The 24556-nt window shown below is 36.4% G+C and carries 22 protein-coding genes; 19 read left to right on the forward strand and 3 right to left on the reverse strand.

Translation table 11 applies throughout. From position 1 onward, the window contains the following. Nucleotides 1-106 precede the first annotated feature (106 nt). The 8 genes from NX902_RS02905 to NX902_RS02940 all read left to right on the forward strand — a co-directional run bounded on the left by NX902_RS02905 (nt 107) and on the right by NX902_RS02940 (nt 9642). Entirely contained in the window at nt 107-1150 is a 1044-nt protein-coding gene (locus NX902_RS02905) for a DUF3048 domain-containing protein (protein ID WP_095333434.1), read from the forward strand. A gap of 59 nt (nt 1151-1209) precedes the next feature. Next, the gene (locus tag NX902_RS02910; protein ID WP_095333432.1) at nt 1210-1524 is read left to right on the forward strand and encodes a YerC/YecD family TrpR-related protein; all 315 of its coding nucleotides are present in this window, start codon (nt 1210-1212) and stop codon (nt 1522-1524) included. A 753-nt stretch (nt 1525-2277) separates the two neighbouring features. Further along, nucleotides 2278-2970 (forward strand): heptaprenylglyceryl phosphate synthase, encoded by a 693-nt coding sequence (locus NX902_RS02915; RefSeq protein WP_095333430.1) that lies wholly within the window; start codon nt 2278-2280, stop codon nt 2968-2970. Nucleotides 2971-3024: 54 nt separating this feature from the next. Then, complete coding sequence (pcrA, locus tag NX902_RS02920) at nt 3025-5256, forward strand: DNA helicase PcrA (RefSeq protein WP_095333428.1); 2232 nt, start codon at nt 3025-3027, stop codon at nt 5254-5256. A 17-nt stretch (nt 5257-5273) separates the two neighbouring features. Then, a complete protein-coding gene (gene ligA, locus NX902_RS02925; protein WP_095333426.1) occupies nt 5274-7298 on the forward strand; it encodes an NAD-dependent DNA ligase LigA in 2025 nt (674 codons plus the stop codon). Continuing rightward, on the forward strand, nt 7295-8410 hold the full coding sequence (locus NX902_RS02930; protein WP_163187596.1) for a CamS family sex pheromone protein: 1116 nt from the start codon (nt 7295-7297) through the stop codon (nt 8408-8410). Before ligA ends, NX902_RS02930 begins: the two co-directional genes overlap by 4 nt. 168 nt (nt 8411-8578) lie before the next feature. After that, entirely contained in the window at nt 8579-9037 is a 459-nt protein-coding gene (locus NX902_RS02935) for a DUF1694 domain-containing protein (RefSeq protein WP_163187598.1), read from the forward strand. Nucleotides 9038-9213: 176 nt separating this feature from the next. Then, a complete protein-coding gene (locus NX902_RS02940) occupies nt 9214-9642 on the forward strand; it encodes an organic hydroperoxide resistance protein (RefSeq protein ID WP_047945001.1) in 429 nt (142 codons plus the stop codon). 64 nt (nt 9643-9706) lie between these two features. Here NX902_RS02940 and NX902_RS02945 read toward each other — a convergent pair whose 3' ends face one another. After that, nucleotides 9707-10141 (reverse strand): MarR family winged helix-turn-helix transcriptional regulator, encoded by a 435-nt coding sequence (locus NX902_RS02945; protein ID WP_095333420.1) that lies wholly within the window; start codon nt 10139-10141, stop codon nt 9707-9709. A 158-nt stretch (nt 10142-10299) separates the two neighbouring features. Between NX902_RS02945 and NX902_RS02950 the strand changes: the two genes are divergently transcribed. The 5 genes from NX902_RS02950 (at nt 10300) to NX902_RS02970 (ending at nt 15189) form a co-directional block, all read left to right on the forward strand. Further along, nucleotides 10300-11130, forward strand: a complete 831-nt coding sequence (locus NX902_RS02950) for a VanW family protein (RefSeq protein ID WP_095333418.1) — start codon at nt 10300-10302, stop codon at nt 11128-11130. Nucleotides 11131-11417: 287 nt separating this feature from the next. After that, on the forward strand, nt 11418-11708 hold the full coding sequence (gene gatC / locus NX902_RS02955; RefSeq protein ID WP_095333415.1) for an Asp-tRNA(Asn)/Glu-tRNA(Gln) amidotransferase subunit GatC: 291 nt from the start codon (nt 11418-11420) through the stop codon (nt 11706-11708). A gap of 14 nt (nt 11709-11722) precedes the next feature. After that, nucleotides 11723-13180: an Asp-tRNA(Asn)/Glu-tRNA(Gln) amidotransferase subunit GatA gene (gene gatA / locus NX902_RS02960; protein ID WP_095333413.1), complete on the forward strand. Its 1458-nt coding sequence runs from the start codon at nt 11723-11725 to the stop codon at nt 13178-13180. Between the two features lie 12 nt (nt 13181-13192). Further along, entirely contained in the window at nt 13193-14620 is a 1428-nt protein-coding gene (gatB, locus tag NX902_RS02965) for an Asp-tRNA(Asn)/Glu-tRNA(Gln) amidotransferase subunit GatB (RefSeq protein ID WP_123260016.1), read from the forward strand. Nucleotides 14621-14760: 140 nt separating this feature from the next. Continuing rightward, complete coding sequence (locus tag NX902_RS02970; RefSeq protein WP_163187600.1) at nt 14761-15189, forward strand: hypothetical protein; 429 nt, start codon at nt 14761-14763, stop codon at nt 15187-15189. Between the two features lie 114 nt (nt 15190-15303). On the opposite strand, the gene plsY is transcribed toward NX902_RS02970, so the two are convergent. Together plsY and NX902_RS02980 are read right to left on the reverse strand one after the other, a co-directional pair. Beyond that, nucleotides 15304-15924, reverse strand: a complete 621-nt coding sequence (plsY, locus tag NX902_RS02975; protein ID WP_164463757.1) for a glycerol-3-phosphate 1-O-acyltransferase PlsY — start codon at nt 15922-15924, stop codon at nt 15304-15306. Nucleotides 15925-16096: 172 nt separating this feature from the next. After that, a complete protein-coding gene (locus NX902_RS02980; protein ID WP_123258840.1) occupies nt 16097-17776 on the reverse strand; it encodes a hypothetical protein in 1680 nt (559 codons plus the stop codon). A 159-nt stretch (nt 17777-17935) separates the two neighbouring features. Here NX902_RS02980 and NX902_RS02985 point away from each other — a divergent pair, with 159 nt between their 5' ends. The 6 genes from NX902_RS02985 (at nt 17936) to rlmD (ending at nt 23884) form a co-directional block, all read left to right on the forward strand. Continuing rightward, nucleotides 17936-18505 (forward strand): RNA polymerase sigma factor, encoded by a 570-nt coding sequence (locus tag NX902_RS02985; protein ID WP_164463758.1) that lies wholly within the window; start codon nt 17936-17938, stop codon nt 18503-18505. Then, nucleotides 18502-18972, forward strand: coding sequence for a hypothetical protein (locus NX902_RS02990; RefSeq protein WP_095333402.1), 471 nt, complete (start codon nt 18502-18504; stop codon nt 18970-18972). Before NX902_RS02985 ends, NX902_RS02990 begins: the two co-directional genes overlap by 4 nt. Further along, nucleotides 18969-20054 (forward strand): hypothetical protein, encoded by a 1086-nt coding sequence (locus NX902_RS02995; RefSeq protein ID WP_095333400.1) that lies wholly within the window; start codon nt 18969-18971, stop codon nt 20052-20054. The genes NX902_RS02990 and NX902_RS02995 overlap by 4 nt, the downstream gene beginning before the upstream one ends. 65 nt (nt 20055-20119) lie before the next feature. Continuing rightward, complete coding sequence (locus NX902_RS03000; protein WP_095333397.1) at nt 20120-21037, forward strand: hypothetical protein; 918 nt, start codon at nt 20120-20122, stop codon at nt 21035-21037. A 378-nt stretch (nt 21038-21415) separates the two neighbouring features. Beyond that, nucleotides 21416-22375 carry a diacylglycerol kinase gene (locus tag NX902_RS03005; RefSeq protein ID WP_095333395.1) on the forward strand — a complete coding sequence of 320 codons (960 nt, stop codon included), beginning with the start codon at nt 21416-21418 and terminating at the stop codon, nt 22373-22375. Nucleotides 22376-22513: 138 nt separating this feature from the next. After that, entirely contained in the window at nt 22514-23884 is a 1371-nt protein-coding gene (gene rlmD / locus NX902_RS03010) for a 23S rRNA (uracil(1939)-C(5))-methyltransferase RlmD (protein WP_163187602.1), read from the forward strand. Nucleotides 23885-24556 lie beyond the last annotated feature (672 nt).

The raw sequence follows: 24556 nt of genomic DNA on the forward strand, positions 1-24556 counted from the left end.
AGAATATTCTGATATATTTAATAGGTAAAGTTCTATTCTCTTATAAGGAGAGTAGTTATATAGTCACAACATTCCCATTGCACCAATAACGAAATAGGAGGGGACTATGAAGAAAAGGTGGTTTGTTTCTCTATTTCTGCTTTTTGTCTTAACAGCCTGCAATAGTGAACCGAAAGATGTTGGAAAACATAATGGTAATCAAACTGGCAATGGAGCTAAGGAAGAAGAGGGAATAAAAGATCTTTCTACTTTGTATCCACTAACTGGGCTCCCTAGTAACACAGAAAGTACGAATCGTGCAGTTTCTGTTATGATTAATAATCATCCTAAAGCGAGACCTCAAACAGGACTGACAGAAGCAGATATTGTGTATGAAGTATTAGCAGAAGGAGAAGTTACCCGATTTCTAGCGATTTTTCAAAGCTCAATCCCTAAGCTTATTGGTCCTGTCCGTAGTTCCCGAGACTATTATATCGAGCTAGCAAAGGGTTATAATAGTTTATATATTGCACATGGATATAGTCCAGAAGCAAAAAAACTACTTACAAACGGTTATATTGATAATTTAAATGGGATGGAGTATGATGGCACCCTCTTTAAAAGGTCCCCTGACCGAGTTGCACCTCATAATTCTTACATAAGCTTTGCTAATATTGAGAAGGGGGCAAATGCAAATAATTATTCACTAAAAGGGGCACCAGAATCTTTGTTATTTTTAAATACAAAGGAGTTAGAGGAAATCGAGGGAGAAGAGTCAAGCTCGATCAACATTAATTATGGGAAAAATCCAAACTATAATTCACAGTTTTTATATGATCAGGATGTTCAGAAATATATTCGTTTTTCAAATGGAGAACAAACAATAGATAATGAAACAAAAGCAACTGTGGCGGTAGATAATGTTTTTATTATTGAAACGAGTCATAAGGTTGTTGATAATAAAGGAAGAAAAGACATTGATTTACTATCTGGCGGCAATGCGTATTTGTTACAGCATGGAAGATGGCAGGAAATAGATTGGAAAAATATAAACGGGCGAATTCTCCCCTTTAAAGAAGATAAACAAGTTGGACTCATACCAGGAAAGACATGGATAAATATTATTCCTTCTACTCCAGGATTAAAGAGTGCTGTTACGCTGAAAAAATAATTAAATAGTTTTTTATAATCCATGTAGTTAATTCATTAAGGAAAAAATGGAGGTATCCTATGCAAATAGATAAATTAAGAGGAAGAGAGTTGGATCAATTATTTGAGTCCATTCTCTCCCTAGAGAGTTTAGAAGAATGCTATCAGTTTTTTGATGATTTATGCACAGTGAATGAAATTCAATCACTATCACAGCGGTTAGAAGTTGCAAGGATGCTTCGAGAAGGCAATACTTATCATACAATTGAAAAAGAAACAGGTGCAAGTACCGCAACTATATCTCGTGTAAAACGATGCTTAAATTATGGTAATGACGCGTATGAACTAGCATTATCAAGAATTAAGAAAGAAGAACAGACCGAAACGGAAGAATAGGATAAAGGGATGTCCCCAAAAAAGATTAAGTCCACGCGATTTTCTTTTTTCGGACAACCCTTTTTTTATTTTAGAAAGAATAAACATACTTACTTGTTTTGTGAATCATGAAACAATTGCTTTGCCTATTTCGTCCAATAGTAAAAGTGCTATAAATTCTAACCAGGTGCCCTGCGCTTTTCTGATTGTCTAGCTCCGGCGCCTACCGCCTAGCAAACTTCAGGACATCTCCCTACGATAAGTCAACATCGGCTCACTAGTGTTCACCGTGTTTCCTATATCTTAGTCGATGCCCCTCCAGTTTGAGCGGCGGTAATCAAGGCGCCTACGCTTTTCTGATTGTCTAGCTCCGGGCACCCAGGAGCTGCTGGGTTTCGCGCCCTTTCCCTACGATAAGTCAACATCGGTTCACTGACGTTCACCGTGTTTCCTATATCTCAGGAAAGGTCACTCCATCCCACACGCTCCTAACCAGGTGCCCTGCGCTTTTCTGATTGTCTAGCTCCGGGCACCCAGGAGCTGCTGGGTTTCGCGCCCTTTCCCTACGATAAGTCAACATCGGTTCACTGACGTTCACCGTGTTTCCTATATCTCAGGAAAGGTCACTCCATCCCACACGCTCCTACCGGGTGCCCTGCGCTTTTCTTGGCACCAAGAAAAATTTACAAGAAATTATACGGTAGGATTTCTTTTTTGATGGAATATCTAATGCTATAATGAAATGATGTAATGGTTAGAATGGAGGAAGTTTGCATGTATGATGTGCGCGAATGGCGTCATGTATTTAAATTAGACCCAAATAAGGAAATTTCAGATGATACATTAGAAAGTTTATGCGAATCTGGTACAGATGCAATCATCATTGGCGGAACAGATGGAATTACGTTGGATAATGTATTGAATCTCATGGCTCGTGTTCGTCGCTATACAGTTCCTTGTATATTAGAAGTGTCAACAATAGATTCGGTTTCACCCGGATTTGATTTATATTTTATTCCTACGGTTTTAAATAGCAGTGATCCAAAATGGATAACTGGTCTTCATCATGAAGCAATGAAGGAATACGGAGAACTAATGGATTGGGATGAATTTCTTATTCAAGGCTATTGTGTTTTAAACGAAGATTGTAAAGCTGCAAAATTAACGAGTGCGAAAACAAATTTATCAGAAGAAGATATTGCAGCCTATGCTTTAATGGCAGAGAAGATGTTTCATTTGCCTATTTTTTATATGGAATACAGTGGGAGTTATGGAAATCCTTCGTTTGTTAAAGCGGCTAAAAGTCAATTGAACGAGACGGTCTTGTTTTACGGTGGAGGAATTGAGACTGTGGAACAGGCAGAGGAAATGGGAAGATATGCGGATGTCATTGTAGTCGGAAACGTTATTTATAAAGACCTATCAGCCGCATTACACACAATTGAAATAAAAAAGAGCAAGCGTTGAATAAACAATAAAGCTAAGTTAAAATAGAATATATGTTCTTATGGTGGTGAAAAGATGCAATTTTTAACAGATAAAATTTTAAATGGATTAAATCCTGAGCAAAAGGAAGCAGTAAAAGCAACAGATGGCCCTCTCTTAATAATGGCAGGGGCAGGAAGTGGAAAAACCCGAGTTTTAACACAGAGAATTGCTTATCTTATGGTGGAAAAGGGAGTCAATCCATACAATATCTTAGCAATTACGTTTACCAATAAAGCAGCGAAGGAAATGCGTCAGAGAATAGCAGCTGTTTTAGGTGGAGCAAGCGAAGAAATATGGATATCAACTTTTCACTCTATGTGTGTACGTATTTTGAGAAAAGATATTGATCGAATTGGATACAATCGTAATTTTACAATATTGGATACGACTGATCAGCAATCTGTTATTAAAGGTATTTTAAAAGACCGTAATATCGATCCGAAGAAATATGATCCCCGTGCTATTCTTGCAAGTATTAGTTCTTCCAAAAATGAACTTGTAACTCCAGAGGAATTTGCGAAGACTGCTGGTGATTACTTCTCACAAATAGTTAGTGATGTATATACAGAATATCAAAGACGTTTACGAAAGAACCAAGCATTAGATTTTGATGATCTAATTATGCAGACCATTAATCTTTTTCAAAGAGTACCGGAAGTTTTGGAATACTATCAACGTAAATTTCAGTATATTCATGTGGATGAGTATCAGGATACGAATAGATCGCAATATATGCTGGTCAAGCTTCTAGCAAGTCGATTCCGCAATTTATGTGTAGTTGGTGATTCTGATCAGTCTATTTACGCATGGCGTGGTGCAGATATTTCAAATATCCTTTCTTTTGAAAAGGATTATCCAAATGCAAAAGTAGTAATGCTGGAACAAAATTATCGTTCCACCAAAAGAATTCTACAAGCAGCAAACCAAGTCATTGCTAATAACTCTAGCCGTAAAGATAAAAACTTATGGACAGAGAATGAAGACGGAAGCAAAATTTACTATTATCGAGCAGATAGCGAGCAAGGAGAAGCACAATTTGTTATTGGGAAAATTCAAGAATTAAGAAGAGAAAGCTCTTTGAATTTATCAGATATAGCTATTCTGTATCGAACAAATGCACAATCTCGTGTTATGGAGGAAATGCTTCTTAAAGCCAATATTGAATATTCGATTGTTGGAGGTATAAAGTTCTATGATCGAAAGGAAATTAAGGATACGCTTGCTTATCTTCGCTTAATCGCTAATCCTGACGATGATATTAGTTTTCAACGAGTGATTAATGTTCCAAAACGTGGAATTGGCTCTAGTTCTGTTGATAAGATTGCCAATTTCGCAGCAATGCATGATATGTCTATGTATCAAGCATTAGAAGCTGTTGAATTAATTGGTTTAAGTCCAAAGATTACAAAAGCTGCCAGTGAATTCCGTGATTTGATTCAAAATTATACAAGAATGCAGGAATACTTATCTGTAACAGAACTTGTCGAAGAAGTTATTGATAAATCTGGTTATGTAGATATGCTAAAGGCAGAAAAGTCGATTGAGGCTCAAAGTAGATTAGAAAACATTGAAGAATTTATGTCCGTATCGAAGAACTTTGAGGAAGCTAACGATGATAAATCGTTAATTGCATTCTTAACAGATTTAGCATTGGTTGCTGATATTGATAAGTTAGATGATGACGGAAATCAAGCGGATTCGGTTGTCTTAATGACCTTGCACTCTGCAAAAGGTTTGGAATTCCCAATTGTTTTCTTAATTGGTCTGGAAGAAGGTGTGTTCCCTCATTCCCGTTCATTAATGGAAGAAACGGAAATGGAGGAAGAACGACGCCTTGCATATGTAGGCATTACGCGAGCTGAAAAGCAATTATATTTAACCAATGCACAGATGAGAACGTTATTTGGACGTACCAATATGAATCCACCTTCTCGTTTTGTAAAAGAAATTCCAGAAGATTTACTAGAAGGATTAAATCCAGTTTCAAATAGGCAAAGAATGGCTTCTCCTCAAAATAGTAGTCGAAGCTCTTACACACAACAACAGCCAACAAGAAAGGCTGTTATTCGTCCTGCGGCAGTTGCAACAGGCGGTGAAGGAATCGGATGGAGTATAGGCGATAAAGCAGTCCATGGAAAATGGGGCACTGGTACAGTTGTAAGTGTAAAAGGCGAAGGCGATTCAAAAGAATTAGATATTGCTTTTCCGAGCCCAGTAGGGATTAAACGATTATTGGCTAAATTTGCACCGATTCAAAAAGGATAAGGAAAGGAAACGGATATATGGAACAAAACCTTGCAGAGAAGCGAGTAAAAGAGCTGCATAATTTATTAAATCAATATGGATATGAATATTATGTTCTGGATAATCCTTCTGTTCCTGATTCGGAATATGACGCATTATTAAATGAATTAATCCAGTTGGAGGAAAAATTCCCAAGCTTAAAAACCAATGATTCTCCATCCCAGAGAATCGGAGGAGAAGTATTGGATATGTTCTCAAAGGTTCAGCATCAAAAGCCGATGTTGAGCTTAGGAAATGCATTTAATGAGGCGGATTTACGTGATTTTGATCGGAAGGTTCGTGCAGTTATCGGTGATGATTTTTCATATGTTTGTGAATTAAAGATAGATGGGCTTGCTGTTTCTCTTCGATATGAGAATGGTTTATTTGAGCAAGGAGCTACACGAGGAGACGGAACCACTGGAGAAGATATTACAGCGAATCTCAAAACAATTCGCTCCATTCCGCTCCGATTAAATCAGGCGGTGAGTTTAGAAGTCCGTGGAGAAGCATTCATGCCAAAAAAGTCGTTTGAGGCACTGAATAAAGCGAAAGATGAAAATGGAGAAGAGCCATTTGCAAATCCACGGAATGCTGCAGCAGGCTCGTTACGTCAATTAGATCCTCGCATTGCGGCTTCTCGAAATTTAGATATTTTTCTCTATGCGATTGGAGACGCTGGGCAGACTGGTATTCAATCTCATAGCGAAGGCCTTGATTTATTAGATACTCTTGGCTTTAAGACGAATAAAGAAAGAAAAAGATGTGCAACCATCGAAGATGTTTTACATTATATTGAAGGCTGGCAGGAAAAACGCCCTCACTTGCCATACGAAATAGATGGTATTGTGATAAAGGTAGATAATTTAGTACATCAAGAACAGCTTGGAACAACCGTGAAAAGTCCAAGATGGGCGATAGCATATAAGTTTCCAGCTGAAGAAGTAATGACGAAGCTTCTAAGCATCGAACTAAATGTTGGAAGAACAGGTGTGATTACACCTACTGCTGTACTTGAGCCAGTAAAGGTTGCGGGTACAACAGTGAAAAGAGCTTCCTTGCATAATGAAGACTTAATAAGAGAAAAAGATATTAAGCTTGGCGATATGGTCGTAATAAAAAAGGCTGGAGACATTATTCCAGAAGTAGTAAATGTTTTAGTAGAAAAAAGAACTGGTGAAGAAGAAGAATTTCTGATGCCAACTCATTGTCCTGAATGCGAGAGTGAACTTGTTCGTATCGAAGGGGAAGTGGCCTTACGATGTATTAATCCAAAATGCCCAGCACAAATTAGGGAAGGCTTGATTCATTTTGTTTCTCGAAATGCAATGAATATAGACGGACTAGGTGAGCGAGTAATCAGCCAATTATTTTCCGAAAAACTAATCGAAGATGTTGCTGATTTATACACTTTACAATTCGACCAATTAATTCAATTAGAAAGAATGGGCGAAAAATCTGTTCATAATTTATTAGAAGCAATTGAAGCATCAAAGCAAAACTCCCTTGAAAGGTTATTATTTGGTTTAGGAATTCGACATGTAGGGGCCAAGGCGGCCAAAACAATTGCGATGGAATTTAAAACAATGGACCAGCTTATGGTAGCCACTAAAGAGGATTTAACAGCTATTAACGAAATTGGTGAAAAAATGGCTGATTCGATTGTTACTTTTTTCGAACAAGAAGAAGTAATCGAATTAATTACTGAGCTTAAAACATATGGTGTTAATATGGAATATACCGGTCCATTACCAATAGCAGTAGAAGAGAGTGATTCAGTCTTTTCTGGCAAAACAATTGTATTAACAGGAAAGCTAGAGCAGCTTTCTCGTAATGAAGCAAAAGAACAAATTGAATTATTAGGTGGTAAAATAACAGGAAGTGTTTCAAAGAAAACAGATTTAGTGATTGCAGGGGAAGAGGCAGGAAGTAAACTGACAAAAGCGGAACAGCTAGGCATTGAAGTTTGGGATGAGGAAAGACTTATGGCAGAATTGAAGAATAAAGGTGTGTTTAACGAATGAAGAAACACGTATTGATGGTGTTGGTACTAGTATTGGTTCTATCAGCTTGTGCACCAAACTTTAATAAAGAAGAAAAAGTAAAGACAGAGGATGTAGATAGTAATACGACGGAAACAGCTATTCTGCCGAACTATAAAATCTCTGATGATTATTATAAGGTAGTGGTTCCATTTAAGCCATCTGAAGCAAGAGGATTAGTAGTAAACAATTTAAATACTCGTTATGACATTGCTGAATTTGAAACAGGCTTAATGAGAATTGCACAAAATGCCTATGACCCTGAAGAATATTTTTTTCAAGAAGGTCAGTATTTAGATAAAGATTTAATCACCAGCTGGCTGGGCAGAAAGTCAGAAAAGAATCCTGATGGGCTAAACCCAGCAGGCAAGGACAACGGTAAAGTACCTGTTTATTTAGCTCATATACTGGAGCATGATTATTTGGTGAAAACGGATGATAAGAGCTTAAAGCTTGGGGGAATTTCCATTGGTTTAGCAATGAATTCTGTATACACCTATGAAGAAAAGGGCGCGGCTAAGGAGCTTAAAATTGATCGAACAAAGCTTGAAAAAGAAGGAAAGAAAATTGCAGCAGAAGTAGTCAAAAGAATAAGAGGAGTCGAAGGTCTTGGACAGGTTCCGATTATTATCTCTCTTTTTGAGCAAAAGGAAAGCTCTTCAGTTGTACCTGGAAACTTCTTCGCTTACGCAAAGATTGCAGGAAACAGTAATAGTATTGGTGATTGGGAAAGTATTAACGAAAAATATGTATTATTCCCAAGCTCTGATACAAAATATAAATCAGAAGTAGATGCATTTTCTTATTTCAAGCAAGATATCGAGAAATATTTTCCTAACTTTAATGGTGTGGTCGGAAGAGCTTTCTACGTGAATGATAAAATGCAGAATTTAAGTATCGAGATTCCGATTCAATTTTATGGAGAAGCAGAAGCGCTCGGCTTCACACAATTTGTCGCAGGAAAGGTGATGGAGCATTTCCCTCCAAATAATTCTTCTTCTGTACAGGTTAGCATTACATCTGTTTATGGACCAGAAGCATTAATTGTTCGTGATGTAGATGCAGAAGAGCCGTATATTCATATTTATCAATAATGATGGAGAGTGTTCAGCATCATGCTTCCCTTAAACGAGTGGAATGAATGATGCTTGTCACTCTTTTTTTTGTATGATGACAAAAAAAGTTCAAAAAGGTACAAGGTTTTTTACTAGCGGATTAGAGTATAGTATGGAAAGAGGAATCTATTTAAAGGAGTTGTGAGTATGTCATCAAACCCTAACTTAGATGATTATATGCAAAAGGGGATGTATGGGGCGAAGGAAACAAAGCCAGAAGAACGAAGAAAATTTCTCAGTACCTTAAGAGAAAGAGTGGTGATTGCATTACAGCAATCACAAGTAATGGAACCATCCCCCTATAAGGAAATATTAGATGCGATGAAACAGAATCCGGGTGCGAAGCTATATTTAAATGGTCATCTAGACTATTCGTACTTATCGAAGTATATCAAGGAAGCTAACGAAGCCCATATGGAATACACGATTGTAACCAATAAGGAGGCAGACAGTGATATTGGTTTATTAATTGCTTTTGATCATGCGATTAATAAAGAAGATATATATATCGGAGAGCCAAAAACGGATTTAGTTGCAGAGGAATCTTCAAAAACAGATCAGAAAAAGGGATTGCTTACGACGATTGGAAAATGGTTTAGTAAATAAGAAATGGCCCAAAAGAAAATCTTTTGGGCTTTTTATTATGGATTAACATTGCGTGCATGTTTACTTCTCTTGAAATAGGTAAATAAAAAAAGAAAGAAAGTAAAAAACATTTGTGTTGTCCAATTATATTGTGTACAATGTAATTGTAAAAACAAAATTTATTGGAGGAATGAATCATGAGCGATACAATTCTTACAACGTCTGTTACAGCAACTGGAGGAAGAGAAGGAAGAGTAGAATCTGAAGATTATGTTATTCAATTTGATACAGCTATGCCAGGTACACAAAGAGCGAAGGAATTGGAAGATGCGACAAATCCAGAGCAATTATTTGCAGCAGGATATGCAGCATGTTTTGACGGGGCGCTACAATTAATGGCACAGAGAGAAAAAGTTAATTTTGAATCTGAAACAACAGCTAGTGTCAGCTTATTAAAGGATGAAACAGATCAAGGATTTAAACTAAGTGTTAAGTTATCTGTAAAAGGAACTGGAATTGAAAAGACAGTACTAGAGAATTTAGTACACAAAGCTCATAATTTCTGCCCGTACTCAAAAGCAACAAGAGGTAATATCGAGGTACAATTAGAAGTTGTTACAGCTTAATATTTTGTAAAAGAGAGAAGAAGGAATTTGAAATTTCTTCTTCTCTCTTTTATATTTCCTTATGTTATTTCGTTAAATTTTGCAAAAGCAATTGAAGGGATTGCTTTAAATCATTGATTTCCTTATCCGATTTTTCGAAAAGTTTTAGGATCTCTGTTGGAATACACTCAGCTTTTTGTTGTAAAGAAGCACCTTTTTCCGTTAATGTAATTAGTACCGAGCGCTCATCTTCAAGGGAACGTTTGCGTTCTAGTAGTTGTTGCTGTTCCATTCTTTTTAGCATCGGTGTTAATGTACCCGAATCAAGATATAAATGATGTCCCATTTCCTTTACACTAAGGCTTTTATGCTCCCAAAGTAGTAAAAGTACTAAGTACTGTGGATACGTTACATCGAGCTCTTCCAACAATGGTTTATATTTTTTCGTCAATTCACGAGAACTTGCATATAAAAGAAAACAAAGTTGATTTTCTAATTTTAATGCATCTAATTCATTCATTTTTGTCACCTAGCTTTTTAGTCTTCTTCTAAATATAAACTATTGTAGCGGATTTTGCTTCCTTTTCCTATCTATTTGCAGAGAATAACCTGAAAAAGAAGGAGTTTATAAGTAATTAGCGAAATAAAGTAGGAAAAGGGAAAAAATGGAGAGTGAATATGGATATCACAGCGTTAAGACCAAAAAAAAGATCAGCCTTGCGCCTTTATGTCGGAAAGAAATACTATATAACCAAAAGATATACCCAATGGATCATAGCAAGAAAACAATATGCGATGAAAAAACAAACCGCTTTATTACCCCATTCTTATTTTACCCATAAAACAATGCTCTTAAGAGAACTAAAAGATGTAGATATGAAACTGCAATATAATAAAATTGTTAATTTGAAAATAGCTGTTTCAAAAATAAATCAGATCGTACTAGAACCAGGAGAAACCTTTTCCTATTGGAGAACAATTGGAAGGCCGACATATAAAAAAGGTTACGTTGATGGCATGGTTCTTTTTGCAGGAAGTTATCGGACGGGCGTTGGCGGGGGACTATGTCAGTTGTCTAATCTTATTTATTGGATGGCCTTGCATACCCCGTTAACCGTAGTGGAAAGACATCGGCATAGTTATGATGTTTTTCCGGATTCTAACAGAACACAGCCGTTCGGAAGTGGAGCAACCTGTTCCTACAATTATTTAGACCTGCAAATTAAGAATGAAACAGATACCTCTTTTCAACTATGCCTCGAAGTGACAGATTCTCATTTGAAAGGAGAATGGAGAGGAGCATCGCCAAGTTTATATCGTTATGATGTATTTGAAAAGGCACACCAAATAACCCCCGCTTATTTCGGAGGTTATATCCGCCATAACCAAATTTATCGGAAAAAGTATAACAGGAGAGGAGTATTATTGGAAGAAGAGTATATTACAGAAAACCATGCAATAATGATGTATGAGCCACTCCTTACTTCTGATGAGGAAAATATACCATAAAAAAAGAAGAGAAAACAGCTCTTCTTTTTTTGTATTTAAAGGAAGGGACAATCATCTTAGACAAGATGGTATAATAAGAGAAATGATACTGATTAAATGTAAAGATTTTTTATTTTGGAAATAGCTAATGGAAATTCAATTAGGTTAATGGTAGTGGAAAGACATTATTTTTTGTAGAAATCGCCTTCTGACAAGATATATTCCTTCTTTCGGTTGCTTTCCTATTGATTTGTTTGCTATTATCAGATTATTGTGTTGTACGTATAATGATGGAGGTGACATACATAATGTCAAGAATAACAAAGGAAGAAGTAAAACATGTTGCCAATCTTGCTAGACTTGAAATATCAGAAGAGGAAGCAGAGCTTTTTCAAAAGCAATTAGATGCTATTATTTCTTTTGCAGAAGAACTAAATGAGCTAGACACAGAGGGGATCGAGCCAACTTCCCACGTTTTAGATATGAAAAATGTGTTGCGTGAAGATGTACCAACAAAAGGTCTGCCTGTTGAGGAAGTTTTACGTAACGCACCAGATCATCAAGATGGGCAAATTAAAGTTCCATCTATTATGGAGTAAGGAGGGGAAACTACATGAGTCTTTTTGATCAAAAAATGACAGATTTACAAGAACTATTACATAAAAAAGAGATATCTGTATCGGATTTAGTAAAGGAATCGTATAGTCGTATAAAAGATGTAGATGAGAAAGTACAAGCATTTTTAACATTAGATGAAGAAAATGCTTTATCTAAAGCTAGTGAATTAGATAGTAAATTAGTGAACGGGGAACATTCAGGCAGCTTATTCGGAATGCCAATTGGTATCAAAGATAATATTGTTACGAAGAATTTAAGAACAACCTGTTCAAGCAGAATCTTAGAAAATTTCCAGCCGATTTATAATGCTACAGTTATAGACAAGCTGCAAGCAGCAGGAGCAATAACAATTGGAAAACTTAATATGGATGAATTTGCTATGGGTTCTTCAACTGAGAATTCCTATTATCAAAAGACGAAAAACCCTTGGAATCTTGAGACCGTTCCTGGTGGATCATCAGGTGGATCAGCAGCATCTGTAGCAGCAGGGGAGGTATTATTTTCTCTTGGATCAGATACTGGTGGTTCTATTCGTCAACCAGCAGCATTTTGCGGAGTGGTCGGCTTAAAACCTACATATGGAAGAATTTCTCGTTTTGGCTTAGTAGCATTTGCCTCCTCATTGGATCAAATCGGCCCAATTACACGTACGGTAGAAGATAATGCTTTCTTACTTAATGCTATTTCTGGAGTAGATCCAATGGATTCTACGTCGGCAAATGTAGAGGTTCCTGATTTTACAAAGGGGCTTACTGGAGATATTAAGGGCATGAAAATAGCTGTGCCGAAAGAGTATCTAGCAGAGGGTGTTAGCGAAGTTGTGCGCCAATCAGTTCTAGATGCTTTGAAAGTATTGGAAAAATTAGGGGCAACATGGGAAGAAGTATCCCTGCCACATAGTAAATATGCCCTGGCAACTTACTATTTACTATCTTCTTCAGAAGCATCAGCAAACCTATCTCGTTTTGATGGAGTTCGTTATGGATATCGTGCGGATAATGCGGAAACGTTAATCGATCTATACAAACGTTCTCGTGCTGAAGGGTTCGGAGATGAAGTGAAGCGTAGAATTATGCTTGGTACTTTTGCTTTAAGCTCTGGCTACTATGACGCTTATTATAAAAAAGCACAAAAGGTACGTACTCTTATTAAAAAAGACTTTGAAGATGTTTTTGAAGAATATGATGTAATTGTTGGTCCAACTACACCGACTCCTGCCTTTAAATTGGGAGAAAAGGTAGATGATCCTTTAACTATGTATGCAAATGATATTTTAACAATTCCAGTGAACCTTGCTGGAGTTCCAGGTATTTCTGTTCCTTGTGGATTCTCTAACGGTTTACCGCTTGGTTTACAAATTATTGGAAAACACTTTGATGAAGCATCTGTTTATAAAGTAGCGTATGCGTTTGAACAGGCTACAGACTATCATAAACAAAAACCAACGCTGTAAGGGGTGAAAAAAATGGAATTTGAAACAGTCATTGGGCTAGAAGTCCATGTAGAGTTAAAAACACAATCAAAAATATTTTCCGCAAGTCCTAACCATTTTGGCGCTGCACCAAATACAAACACAACAGTAGTAGATTTAGGATATCCGGGTGTACTGCCTGTTTTAAATAAAAAGGCTGTAGAATATGGCATGAAAGCTTCTCTGGCATTAAATTGTGAAATAGCTACAGAAACGAAATTTGACCGTAAAAACTATTTTTATCCGGACAATCCGAAAGCTTACCAAATCTCTCAATTTGATAAGCCTATTGGTGAACATGGATGGATTGAAATTGAAGTCGATGGCTATAAAAAAAGAATTGGCATTACTCGTGTTCATTTAGAAGAGGATGCTGGGAAATTGAATCATGAGAAAGGATATTCGTTAGTGGACTTCAACCGTCAAGGAACGCCATTAATTGAAATCGTTTCTGAGCCAGATATTCGTACACCAAATGAAGCATACGCATATTTAGAAAAATTGAAATCCATCATTCAATACACAGGTGTATCTGACTGTAAAATGGAAGAAGGTTCTTTGCGCTGTGATGCCAACATTTCCATTCGTCCAGTAGGACAAGCGGAATTTGGAACAAAGACAGAGCTGAAAAACTTAAACTCCTTTAACTTTGTCCGCAAAGGATTAGAATACGAAGAGCAACGTCAAAGAGAAGTTGTTTCTTCCGGCGGTGTTATTAATCAGGAAACACGCCGCTTTGATGAGGCAACAAGTACGACATTGTTAATGCGTGTAAAAGAAGGTTCTGATGATTATCGCTACTTCCCTGAGCCGGATTTACCAGATTTATATATTGATGAAGACTGGAAGGCAAGAATCCGTGCGGAAATTCCAGAGTTGCCAGATGCAAGACAAAAGCGCTATATGGAAGAATGGGGCTTACCAGAGTACGATGCAAAAGTATTAACCGTTACGAAGGAAATGGCTGACTTCTTTGAAGGTACTGTGGCAAATGGAGCCGAGCCAAAGTTAGCTTCTAACTGGGTAATGGGAGATGTCTCTGCTTATTTAAATGCCGAACAAAAGGAGCTGGCTGAAGTAAAGCTTACTCCAGAAAACCTTGCTGGCATGATTAAGCTGATTGGAAATGGGACAATCTCCAGTAAGATTGCGAAACAAGTTTTTAAAGAACTGATTGAAAACGGCGGCGATGCGGAAGCCATTGTAAAAGAGAAGGGGCTAGTGCAAATCTCTGACGAAGGTGCATTACTGAAAATTATTGGTGAAGTGTTAGATAATAATCCGCAATCCATAGAAGACTTTAAAAACGGAAAACAAAAAGCAATTGGTTTCCTTGTTGGGCAATTAATGAAAGCAACAAAAGGCCAAGCAAATCCACAAATGGTCAACAAGTTATTAGTTCAGGAAATGAATAAAAGATAATAAGAAGATTTATCTCTTTAGCTGCCAGCAAATGTTCTTTGTTGGCAGCTTTTTTTATGGAGAAAGGAGGATAGTATGGAAAAAATAGCTTTATTAAGTGGAATTAAGTGAATTTCGATAGTGGCTGATATAAATGGTATTTGAGCGAGGACGGAATCAGCCAAAGTGAGTGGGGAATCAGCCAAAGCGGGGAGGGAATCAGCCAAAGTGGGGAGGGAATCAGCCAAAGTGAATGGGGAATCAGCCAAAGTGAGGAGGGAATCAGCCAAAGCGGGGAGGAAATCAGCCAAAGTGAGGAGGGAATCAGCCAAAGTGAGTGGGGAATCAGCCAAAGTGAGGAGGAAATCAGCCAAGTGAGGAGGGAATCAGCCAAAGTGAGTGGGGAATCAGCCAAAGTGAGGAGGAAATCAGCCAAAGTGAGTGGGGAATCAGCCAAAGCGGGGAGGAAATCAGCCAAAGTGAGGAGGGAATCAGCCAAAGCGAGGAGGAAATCAGCCAAACAGAGGAATATCAACCAAACCACCTCATCCCAGCAAGCACTCCTTACCACCAAAAAACTACAAAAATAAAGGAGCTGCTCTCCAAAGAGCAACTCCCTGATTTGATTTCCAACCATTCGACAGTATTTCCCAGGAAAAGTTCATAATCAACAATTTCTTAAAAAGCTTGTCCAAAGAAGGGGATTAGACAATCTTCTTCGGGTTAATTCGATCCTTTTTTACGTTTTTATCGTTTACTTTAGGTTCTTTGTGATGAATAAAATTTATAATATTAGAGCGATGTAAAAAGATTAATAGTAATAAAAACAAGAAAAAGAGCCAGTCATGCTGGATATCGGGTGAAAATAGCGCATATAAGAAGATGGTTATTCCAACAGAAATACTACCAAGAAACACATATTTTGTAATAATTATAATAGCAAAGAAAGCGAAATAGGAAATCAAAAATAGAGCAGGATTAGCAACGAGTAAGGTGCCAGCAGTTGTAGCGATTGCCTTTCCGCCGCGAAAACCTGCAAAGATTGGAAAACAATGACCAACAACAGCTATCAATCCAGTATATAAGGGATTAACATCTACCATTAGTAAGTAGGGCAGACTTGCCGCGAGTGCTCCTTTTCCAACATCGAGTAGAAGAACAGCAATTCCGGCTTTTTTGCCTAACACGCGAATCGAATTAGTCGCTCCTGGATTATTGCTTCCATGTTTCCGAATATCAATGCCGTAAAAAACTTTACCAATAATTAAGGCGGTCGGAAAAGAACCAATTAAGTAGGAAGCTAATAGTAGAATAAGCAAATACATTACTCCTTTCCTATAAATGAAGTTTACTAGTTTAAAACACTATCTTTGTTCTCCTTTTTTATTCTATGCAGAAAGAGGGAGAAGTTTGTTCCCTTCTCCCTATATTATAAACAATAGATACTATTTTTTTGTTAAATTCCATTCTTTTTAGGTATTTGCATAGGAAAGACTTTTAATTATTTAATTCTTGATTGCTAATTTTTAATTTTTCAACCGTAACGATCATTTCTTCTGTATCCACATAATCTACGGTTAGCTGCATCCCTTTTTCTAGGAAAATACTATAAGGGAAATCATTTGACGAAACTTGGAAAATGGTTTTATTTCCTTCTAACATAAATTTAACAATCGTGCTATTTTCTACTTCTGCTTTATATACATAGTCGATAGTGCCAGTGATTGTTTTTTTGTCCGCGATATTGTTAGGAACGGTTTTATCATTCTTTAATAAGGTGACAAGCGCATATTTATAATCATTAAACAGCTTTGTTTTTTCTGTATGATAACTATAAACTTTTTCATCCTTGGCGTTGATTAACATAATTTCTCTTAATACATGATTGCTGTCCATGAGCGGAACAACCCATGTGAACTGACCATAAATCGTATAGAGTAGCGGAGTACCAGCCTCGTATTTTTGAGCACGGAAGGTTTTCTCTGCAACATTTATGGCGGATTTTCCATTTAAAGATCCATTTGCCTCTGTGTAGAAGGTAAGAGCCCCAGTACGAGCATTAAGCATCGAATAGCCAACCATGCTTCCACTATCTGTTTTTGGACGTGTGAAGTCAGTAAACCAATGCAATTGTAAGTCTTCATTAAAAACGCCATTTACTTCATTCATATCTTCCCAAGCAGTTGGTAGTTTCATATCTTCTTTTGCAAATAGTGTATTCCAGAAGCCGTGAATATATTTACCATACCATTCATTCCAATCTTCCGCCACACTTGTAGGAATAACATGATCAATAAAATCAGGTATATTGTCCATTCCATAATCCTTTATTTTCCCAGTGGCAGGGTCAATAATATATATTCCTTTAATATCTACTATCTCGCGGAATTTATTGTACTGACCATATGGTACGACATAATATGGTTTATCATTATCGTCTGGCTCGAAGCTGGCTTCAAGTAAAATTGTATCTTTGTGCTTACTTCTTACTAATCTTTTTAAGTCTTCTTGGAAGAATGCAGAAGGTACATATTTCATGGATGATTTAACCAAAATGGCATCCTCATTTTCATCCTCTGCACTCATTTTAATAAAACCAGGCACGTCGTCTCCTTTGATCCATTTGAAGAAGCCAGTATATTCAATCGGTGTTACCCAATACAGATGATCATTAATCTTTTGCAAGGTAGAGGTTCCTAAATCGTAATAGGAAGGATGAGAAACCTCTCCAAGTTTTTTCTCACTTCGATAGCGTGCGTAGCTTTCAGGAACAACAACAATATGCTTTTCATTTGTGGAAACAGCTTCTTTATCAATAACGGTTGCTTTTTCCTGAACAAACTGATATTTATCTCCTGTAATCGTTAAAGGATAAATAAATTGGACATATAGGCTAAATAAGACAAAATACAGGAATAAAATTCCAGTTATTCTGTATCCCTTTACCTTTCCAAATAGTAAGTCTAAGAGTAAGAAAAAGGCAAGAAAAATAGAGCCGAATTTAAAGAGAGCCTGTAAAGAATGATCAACTAGTTGAAAGTAATCAAGACAAAATATGATAAGAATCCCAGCGAGTAAGCGAGTAATTTGAAAGACAAGAAATATTTTTTTATGAAAATGACTTTTCCATATAAATGGATTTAGTGTTAAAGCTAGTAATGCAAATAAATAATGCATGCACATTCTCCTTTTGATAATTTGCTATAGATGAAATACGAAAGTAAGGCTAAAAAGTTTCATGTAATAATGATACTATTACAAAAGAGAGTCTATAAGCATGAAAAAAATAAAAAAACTGTAGGGGTATGACCATCCAATACCGTCTATTATTATAGAATGGCAGGAAAGGGGGGAGAGGCCATTAGTGATCAAGTATTAATTGAAAAGATAAAAGCAGGAAATGATCACGCATTTCGTTTGTTAGTAGAAAAGCATCGGGACTACTTGTTTCGTTCGATATATAGCATTTTAAAGGACCAAAAAGAAGCGGAAGATGCTACACAAGAAGTGTTTATTAAAATCTATACCTCTCTCCCCAAATATGAGAATCAAGGATTTAAAACATGGATAACAAGAATTGCTATCAATCATGCTATTGATATGAGAAGAAAAAAACAAAGAAGAAAAGAAGAGATGGCAGAAGAATTGGAATCCCATATAGGAGGCTCTCAGACTGATGATGTAGAACTAGAAGTGTTGAGGCGCGAACGACAAAGACTTGTGCAGAAAAGACTGGAGGAAGTCCCCGCTAATTACAGGGACGTCATTTATGGTTTTTACATTCAAGAAAAAAGTTATCAAGAAATGGCAGCAGAACAAAATGTTCAAGTGAAAACAATTGAAACGAAGCTGTATCGCGCAAGACTCTGGATCAAAACGCATTGGAAGGAGGAAGAATTTTTATGACAGCACATTATTCTAAAGATTATTGGATGAAGTATGTAAAAGATGAACTAGGTGAGAAGGAAAGATCACTACTCGAAGATCATTTGTATACATGCGATCAATGCTTAGAATTATATATAGATGCAGTAGACAAGCAAGAGGAGACACTTCCTTCAATTTCAGATGAAGCAGCTTTTATGAATGATATTATGCAAAAAATATCCTATGAAAATATGGAGATAAAAACAACAGAAGAAAAGAAACGTCGTATTTATCAGTCATCCATATTCCATTATGCAATTGCCGCGAGTCTTACTTTGATTCTCATGTCGGCAGGATTTTTTCAGTCCATTGTAAAACATACAGAAACAATTCAAAAAACGGAAGTATCTTTTAAAAATGAGCCAAAATCAGGTGGCTTAGTGGATAAGACATTTGCCTGGATGGATTCATTTGATGGTAGTAAGAAGGAGGAAGTTAAAAAATGAAAAACCCGATTGTCGCGACAATCTTAGCATTTTTTCCAGGAGGCGGGCTATTCTATATTGGAAAAAAGCTGCGAGGCTTTTTTTATGGGCTAGCAGTATTTGGACTAGCGTTTGTGTCCATTGTGATGCTTAGTGCAGGATCTCTCAATGAGTTAACATTTATAGTAGTTTTTATTGGTTTTATTATATACTGCATTAGTTTTATCGACACATTAATTACAACCAGCAGCTATTTAAAGAAACGAGTAAGTTTGGCAGCGGATTCTGAAACTGGGGAGGCTGCACCTATACTGGCAAAAACAACGGAGTCTGAGCGGTTTTATACGATTGTTTTATCGTTTTTCCCTGGATTAGGTCATATCCAATTAGGATTAGTTTATCGAGGAATAACCCTCCTAACGACATTTTTAGGCTTAGGAATTATGATTATATTTATCGCGTTTTTGACCTATACAAATGAGTTTCTTCTATTTTTAGCGATTTTGCCAGTAATCTGGGTTTATGGTTTTTACGACGTTTCTCAGCAGTTTAATAAAAAACTAAAAGGAGAAGCATTAGAAGATATTACAATTTTTCAAGACTTTGAAAAGAACAGAGAAGAGGGAAAGAAAAGCAAATTTATTGCGACCTTCTTATCAGTGTTTCCTGGTGCAGGGCATTTATATTTAGGGTTACAGCAAAGAGGGATTCAGCTAATGGCTGCATTCTTGTTCTCTATTTTTATTCTTAACGAATTAAGATTAGGGCTATTTTTATTCGTTATTCCGATTATCTGGTTCTACAGTTTCTTTGACGGATTACAAAAGGCCTCGAAAGTAGGAGAAGAAGAGTTGGAGGACGTCCCTGTTATTGCTTATTTGATTAACTATCAAAAATGGTTTGGCATTGGTCTACTAGTAGTTGGTTTATATTATTTAATGATTAATATTATTTTGCCGATCTTTTCCCCTATTATCCAAAAGGAAATAAATATTGATTTACACTTTTTCTTTTATCAATATTTCCAGACAGGAATTGTGTGCTTAGTTCTTATTATCGGTGGTATTCATCTACTAAAAGGGACGAAGAAGAAAAAAATCTAAGTTATGGCCTTGCTTTTTTGTAGCTGTTTCAAAATAGCTAAGGCTTTACATAAGGAGAGAAGAGAATGCGAACATGGCGAGTGGGCACTTTTTCGATGGGCTTATCTTTAGTATTTCTTGGTGTATTTCTATTATTTACGCAGTTTTTTGATTGGAAAATAGTGACTGTTTTAAAAGTTTGGTGGCCAATTATTTTAGTTATTCTTGGAATAGAAATTTTATTATACTTGTTTTCTTCTAAACAAGAAAAACCATATTTAAGCTTTGATCTTTTCAGCATCATTATCGTTGGAATAATTGGGACAGCTGGAATTGCAATGGTCTTTCTCCAATCCTCAGGGATTATGGATTTAGTTGAACAAGGGTTAAAAAGAGAGGAAGTAACAAGTGATTTACCTGAATTTAATTATGCAATGAAGGACGATATTAAAAGAATTGTCATTGAATCTGACAATCGGCAAAATCCAATTACGATTGAAGGAACAAACGATGATGTTCTTTCTCTATTTGGAACCTATCGAGCTGTTCAATCGAAGAAGGAAGATGTTTTAAAGCCAGAGGATTATTTACTTGTATCGCAAAAGGGTGATACGTTATTTATCCGTTTAAAGCAATTGCCATATCGCGTTTCTGAATTTTACAGAGACTATGCTTCTATAAATACTACTATTCTTGTTCCAACGAGCAAAAAGTTAGATATTATTGATTTGCAAAATGACATTACAGTAAATCCGCGTAATTTAAAAAATAATTGGACAATCAATAATGTTCCACAAATTGATTTAATATTAGATGAAACAAAAAATGTGAAAGTTTCCGTAGATGATACACTCATTAACAATCAGGAACAGGAGGATTGGGAATTTCCAAATAAAGAAAAGAAGCATATAGAAGAAATAACTAATGCATTTTTGCAAAAAGGGAAGGGTGGCTCTTCCATTAACATTTTTGATAGTGGTACTTTAAATGTAACAAATCATTAATAAAAGGAGGAAAGATTGGACTCAGATGATTAAATATGGAGGAAGATCTTTCTTTTTGAATAAGGCATTGTCTAGCAATTTCTGTCTTTCTATTTTGTCAAAATTCCTCTATAAAGGATGAATAGCTGTAAGGAATGGCGAAAAAAAGTTAATCAAACGTTTGATTAATAGAAAAAAACAGGAATAAGAATGAGAAAAGTATGATGAACTAATAGATTGGGTTATAATGTGGGAAGATGCTTGAGACATGGACATTTATCATGAAAAAAGATACATATCATGGTAATAACTAGAGTTAAACATTGCCTAAGCAAGTAGTATCGTATATGATGTTATTGGTTATGGAAAAAATTGAATCTTGATTATAGGATGATGAATATGAAAAGGGCAAGAATAATATATAATCCTACTTCAGGTCGGGAAGCTTTTAAAAGACATTTACCAGAGGTGCTAAAAAGATTAGAAGAGGCAGGGTATGAAACTTCCTGTCATGCAACGACTGGACCAGAGGACGCAACATATGCAGCGAGAGTAGCCGTAGAAAGACGATTTGATCTCGTCATAGCTGCAGGCGGTGATGGAACGATTAATGAAGTAGTCAATGGAATGGCAGAACAGGAATATCGTCCAAAGCTTGGAATTATTCCAGTAGGAACGACAAATGATTTCGCAAGAGCATTGCATATTCCTAGAGATGTCATTGGTGCAGTAGATGTTATTGCAAAAGGTGATACTATTCCGATTGATATTGGAAGAATGAATGACAAATACTTCATTAATATTAGTGGTGGCGGACATTTAACAGAAATTTCTTATGAAGTTCCTAGTAAATTGAAAACCATGCTTGGACAGCTAGCATACTATTTAAAAGGTATCGAAATGCTGCCTTTCATTAAAGCTTCGCATGTCAGAATCGAGTACGACGGCAAGTTATTTGATGGAGAAGCCATGTTGTTTCTTGTAGGTCTGACTAATTCTGTTGGCGGTTTCGAAAAATTAGCCCCTGGCGCATCTATTAATGATGGGTTATTCTCTCTATTGATCTTAAAAAAGGCAAACCTTGCAGAGTTTATTCGAATTGCGAGCCTTGCGTTACGTGGAGAACATATAAATGATCCTAATGTCATTTATACGAATGCGAATTATATAAAGGTTAGCTCAGATGAGAAAGTACAAGTAAATCTTGATGGAGAATTTGGCGGATTATTGCCAGCTGAATTTATTAATTTGTATCGTCATTTTGAGTTATTTGTACCGCTTGACGCGATTCGCGATGAAGACCGACCAGATGTCAAGGATTATAAAGAGATGTTACAAATAGACAATAATAAGGAGTGAGTGGAAGAAGAAATCCCCTCACTTTTTGTTTTGGGTAACATTCAAAGATTATGTATATACCAATGACGCTTTCCTCATAATATGATACAATTACCACGCTTATTTTTTTCGGAAATATCGACGTAAAGGAAGACGATAATGAGTAAAACATTACCCGTTCAAAAGAACGATATAATAGATATAGTTTTTGAAGATTTAACCCATGAAGGTTCAGGTGTGGCAAAGATAGATGGTTACCCCCTCTTTATCCCCAATGGACTTCCAGGTGAAAAAGCAACTGTAAAAGTAATTAAAACAAATAAGAATTACGGTTTTGGTCGTCTGCTAGAGATTAAAGAAAGAAGTCCCTATCGTGTAGAAGCGCCATGCCTTATATACAAGGAATGCGGCGGCTGTCAATTACAGCATTTAAGCTATGAAGGACAATTGAAAACAAAACATAAACACGTGAAGGATGTTTTAGAACGAATTGGAAAAATCAATACGATTGTTCATCCAACACTCGGGATGGAAAACCCTTGGCGTTACCGTAATAAATCCCAAGTTCCAATTGGAGAACAAGAAGGTGGCCTCATTGGCGGATTTTATCAACAGCGCTCTCATCAAATTATTAATATGGAGCAATGCCTCATCCAACAAGAAGAAAATGATTATGTCGTAAATACAGTAAAAGATATTTGTTCAAAATATGGGGTTCGTGCATATGACGAAGCTCGTCATAAGGGAGATTTACGTCATATTATGGTAAGAAGAGGATTGGTTACGAAGGAAATCATGATTGTCTTAATTACCCGTACACAGGATATCCCCAATCGCAAAGCAATTGTTGATGAAATTGTTCAAAAGGTGCCAAATATTAAATCGATTATCCACAATGTGAATAACAAAAAAACAAATGTGATAATGGGAGATACTACTCGCGTACTTTGGGGAGAAGAGACGATTACGGATTATATTGGCGATGTAAGATTTGCTATTTCAGCTCGTTCTTTTTATCAAGTAAATCCGGAACAAACAAAGGTGCTTTATGAGAAAGCATTGGAGTATGCTGATTTGAGTGGAGAAGAGAAAGTAATTGATGCCTATTGTGGAATCGGCACCATTTCTTTATTTTTGGCAAAAAAGGCAAGGAAAGTATTTGGAGTTGAAATTGTCCCACAAGCAATTGAAGATGCAAGAAATAACGCTGTGTTAAATGATATCCACAATGTCGATTTTGCAGTAGGAGAAGCAGAAGTAGTTATCCCCAACTGGTATAAAGAAGGAAATGAAGCAGATGTTTTAGTAGTAGATCCACCAAGAAAAGGCTGTGATGAAGCATTACTGCAAACAATTCTTGATATGAAGCCAAAGAAAGTCGTCTATGTGTCCTGTAATCCAGCGACTTTAGCTCGTGATTTGCGCATATTAGAGGATGGTGGCTATAAGACAGAAGAAGTACAGCCTGTGGATATGTTTCCTCAAACGATGCATGTGGAGGCAGTGGCGAGATTAACGTTGAATATGTAACCCAATATTAAACTCTTCCGAACCAAAAAAAACATTTCCGATTCAGGCTCGATTACAGTGAAAATAAACATTTCCGATTTTCGACTCTGACTCAATATCATCCCGGTTTTTCCTCATTAGGAACCCGGGCTTTTTTCTGTTATAATTCAATAGGAAATCAATAAAAATTCAATAGTTTTATCCTAACTTAATCCTGTTTGAACCCTTACCAATTCAGGCTTTTTTCAATATTTCACTCAGGTATTTATTCAATAAGAGACCGAAGGTCTCATTCAATCTTTTCTCAATGCTTTTTCTTATTTCCCTTATTCTTTTTCTCCTTTTCTCCTTCTTCCAAAATCGGAGGACTTTATTTTAACTCTCGAAAAAAGGTGAAAAAAATGAGGAAAAACAGGCGGAAAAACGGTCATATTTGAATCGAAAATGGTCCAAAATAGGGGTTCAGTCGGAAATCTTTATTATAACTCGAACGGAAGAATGCGGATTTGAGGAGCGGGATTTCGGAAGGGTTTATTTGGGGTATACATAGGAGGAAAGAAGAATTTAGTTTGGTTTGTAATATTTCATCTATAATATGGAAAATAGAGAAAAGAGTGCAGTAGAGCATTACGTACTCAATCTTAACTCAGTTTTATAGATTCAAGTAATAAAAAGGAGAATGTTCTCCTTTAG

This window comes from Niallia sp. FSL W8-0954 (genome assembly GCF_038005605.1).
GTDB lineage: Bacteria > Bacillota > Bacilli > Bacillales > Cytobacillaceae > Niallia > Niallia circulans_A.

Coding starts and splice junctions, on each gene's coding strand:
- gatA (WP_095333413.1), top strand. CDS start 11,723: ATGAGTCTTTTTGATCAAAAAATGACAGATTTACAAGAACTATTACAT.
- NX902_RS02990 (WP_095333402.1), top strand. CDS start 18,502: ATGACAGCACATTATTCTAAAGATTATTGGATGAAGTATGTAAAAGAT.
- NX902_RS03000 (WP_095333397.1), top strand. CDS start 20,120: ATGCGAACATGGCGAGTGGGCACTTTTTCGATGGGCTTATCTTTAGTA.
- NX902_RS03005 (WP_095333395.1), top strand. CDS start 21,416: ATGAAAAGGGCAAGAATAATATATAATCCTACTTCAGGTCGGGAAGCT.
- gatC (WP_095333415.1), top strand. CDS start 11,418: ATGTCAAGAATAACAAAGGAAGAAGTAAAACATGTTGCCAATCTTGCT.
- NX902_RS02915 (WP_095333430.1), top strand. CDS start 2,278: ATGTATGATGTGCGCGAATGGCGTCATGTATTTAAATTAGACCCAAAT.
- NX902_RS02995 (WP_095333400.1), top strand. CDS start 18,969: ATGAAAAACCCGATTGTCGCGACAATCTTAGCATTTTTTCCAGGAGGC.
- NX902_RS02905 (WP_095333434.1), top strand. CDS start 107: ATGAAGAAAAGGTGGTTTGTTTCTCTATTTCTGCTTTTTGTCTTAACA.
- NX902_RS02945 (WP_095333420.1), bottom strand. CDS start 10,141: ATGAATGAATTAGATGCATTAAAATTAGAAAATCAACTTTGTTTTCTT.
- NX902_RS02985 (WP_164463758.1), top strand. CDS start 17,936: ATGGCAGGAAAGGGGGGAGAGGCCATTAGTGATCAAGTATTAATTGAA.
- NX902_RS02935 (WP_163187598.1), top strand. CDS start 8,579: ATGTCATCAAACCCTAACTTAGATGATTATATGCAAAAGGGGATGTAT.
- NX902_RS02980 (WP_123258840.1), bottom strand. CDS start 17,776: ATGCATTATTTATTTGCATTACTAGCTTTAACACTAAATCCATTTATA.
- NX902_RS02940 (WP_047945001.1), top strand. CDS start 9,214: ATGAGCGATACAATTCTTACAACGTCTGTTACAGCAACTGGAGGAAGA.
- ligA (WP_095333426.1), top strand. CDS start 5,274: ATGGAACAAAACCTTGCAGAGAAGCGAGTAAAAGAGCTGCATAATTTA.
- NX902_RS02910 (WP_095333432.1), top strand. CDS start 1,210: ATGCAAATAGATAAATTAAGAGGAAGAGAGTTGGATCAATTATTTGAG.
- NX902_RS02930 (WP_163187596.1), top strand. CDS start 7,295: ATGAAGAAACACGTATTGATGGTGTTGGTACTAGTATTGGTTCTATCA.
- pcrA (WP_095333428.1), top strand. CDS start 3,025: ATGCAATTTTTAACAGATAAAATTTTAAATGGATTAAATCCTGAGCAA.
- NX902_RS02950 (WP_095333418.1), top strand. CDS start 10,300: ATGGATATCACAGCGTTAAGACCAAAAAAAAGATCAGCCTTGCGCCTT.
- gatB (WP_123260016.1), top strand. CDS start 13,193: ATGGAATTTGAAACAGTCATTGGGCTAGAAGTCCATGTAGAGTTAAAA.
- rlmD (WP_163187602.1), top strand. CDS start 22,514: ATGAGTAAAACATTACCCGTTCAAAAGAACGATATAATAGATATAGTT.
- plsY (WP_164463757.1), bottom strand. CDS start 15,924: ATGTATTTGCTTATTCTACTATTAGCTTCCTACTTAATTGGTTCTTTT.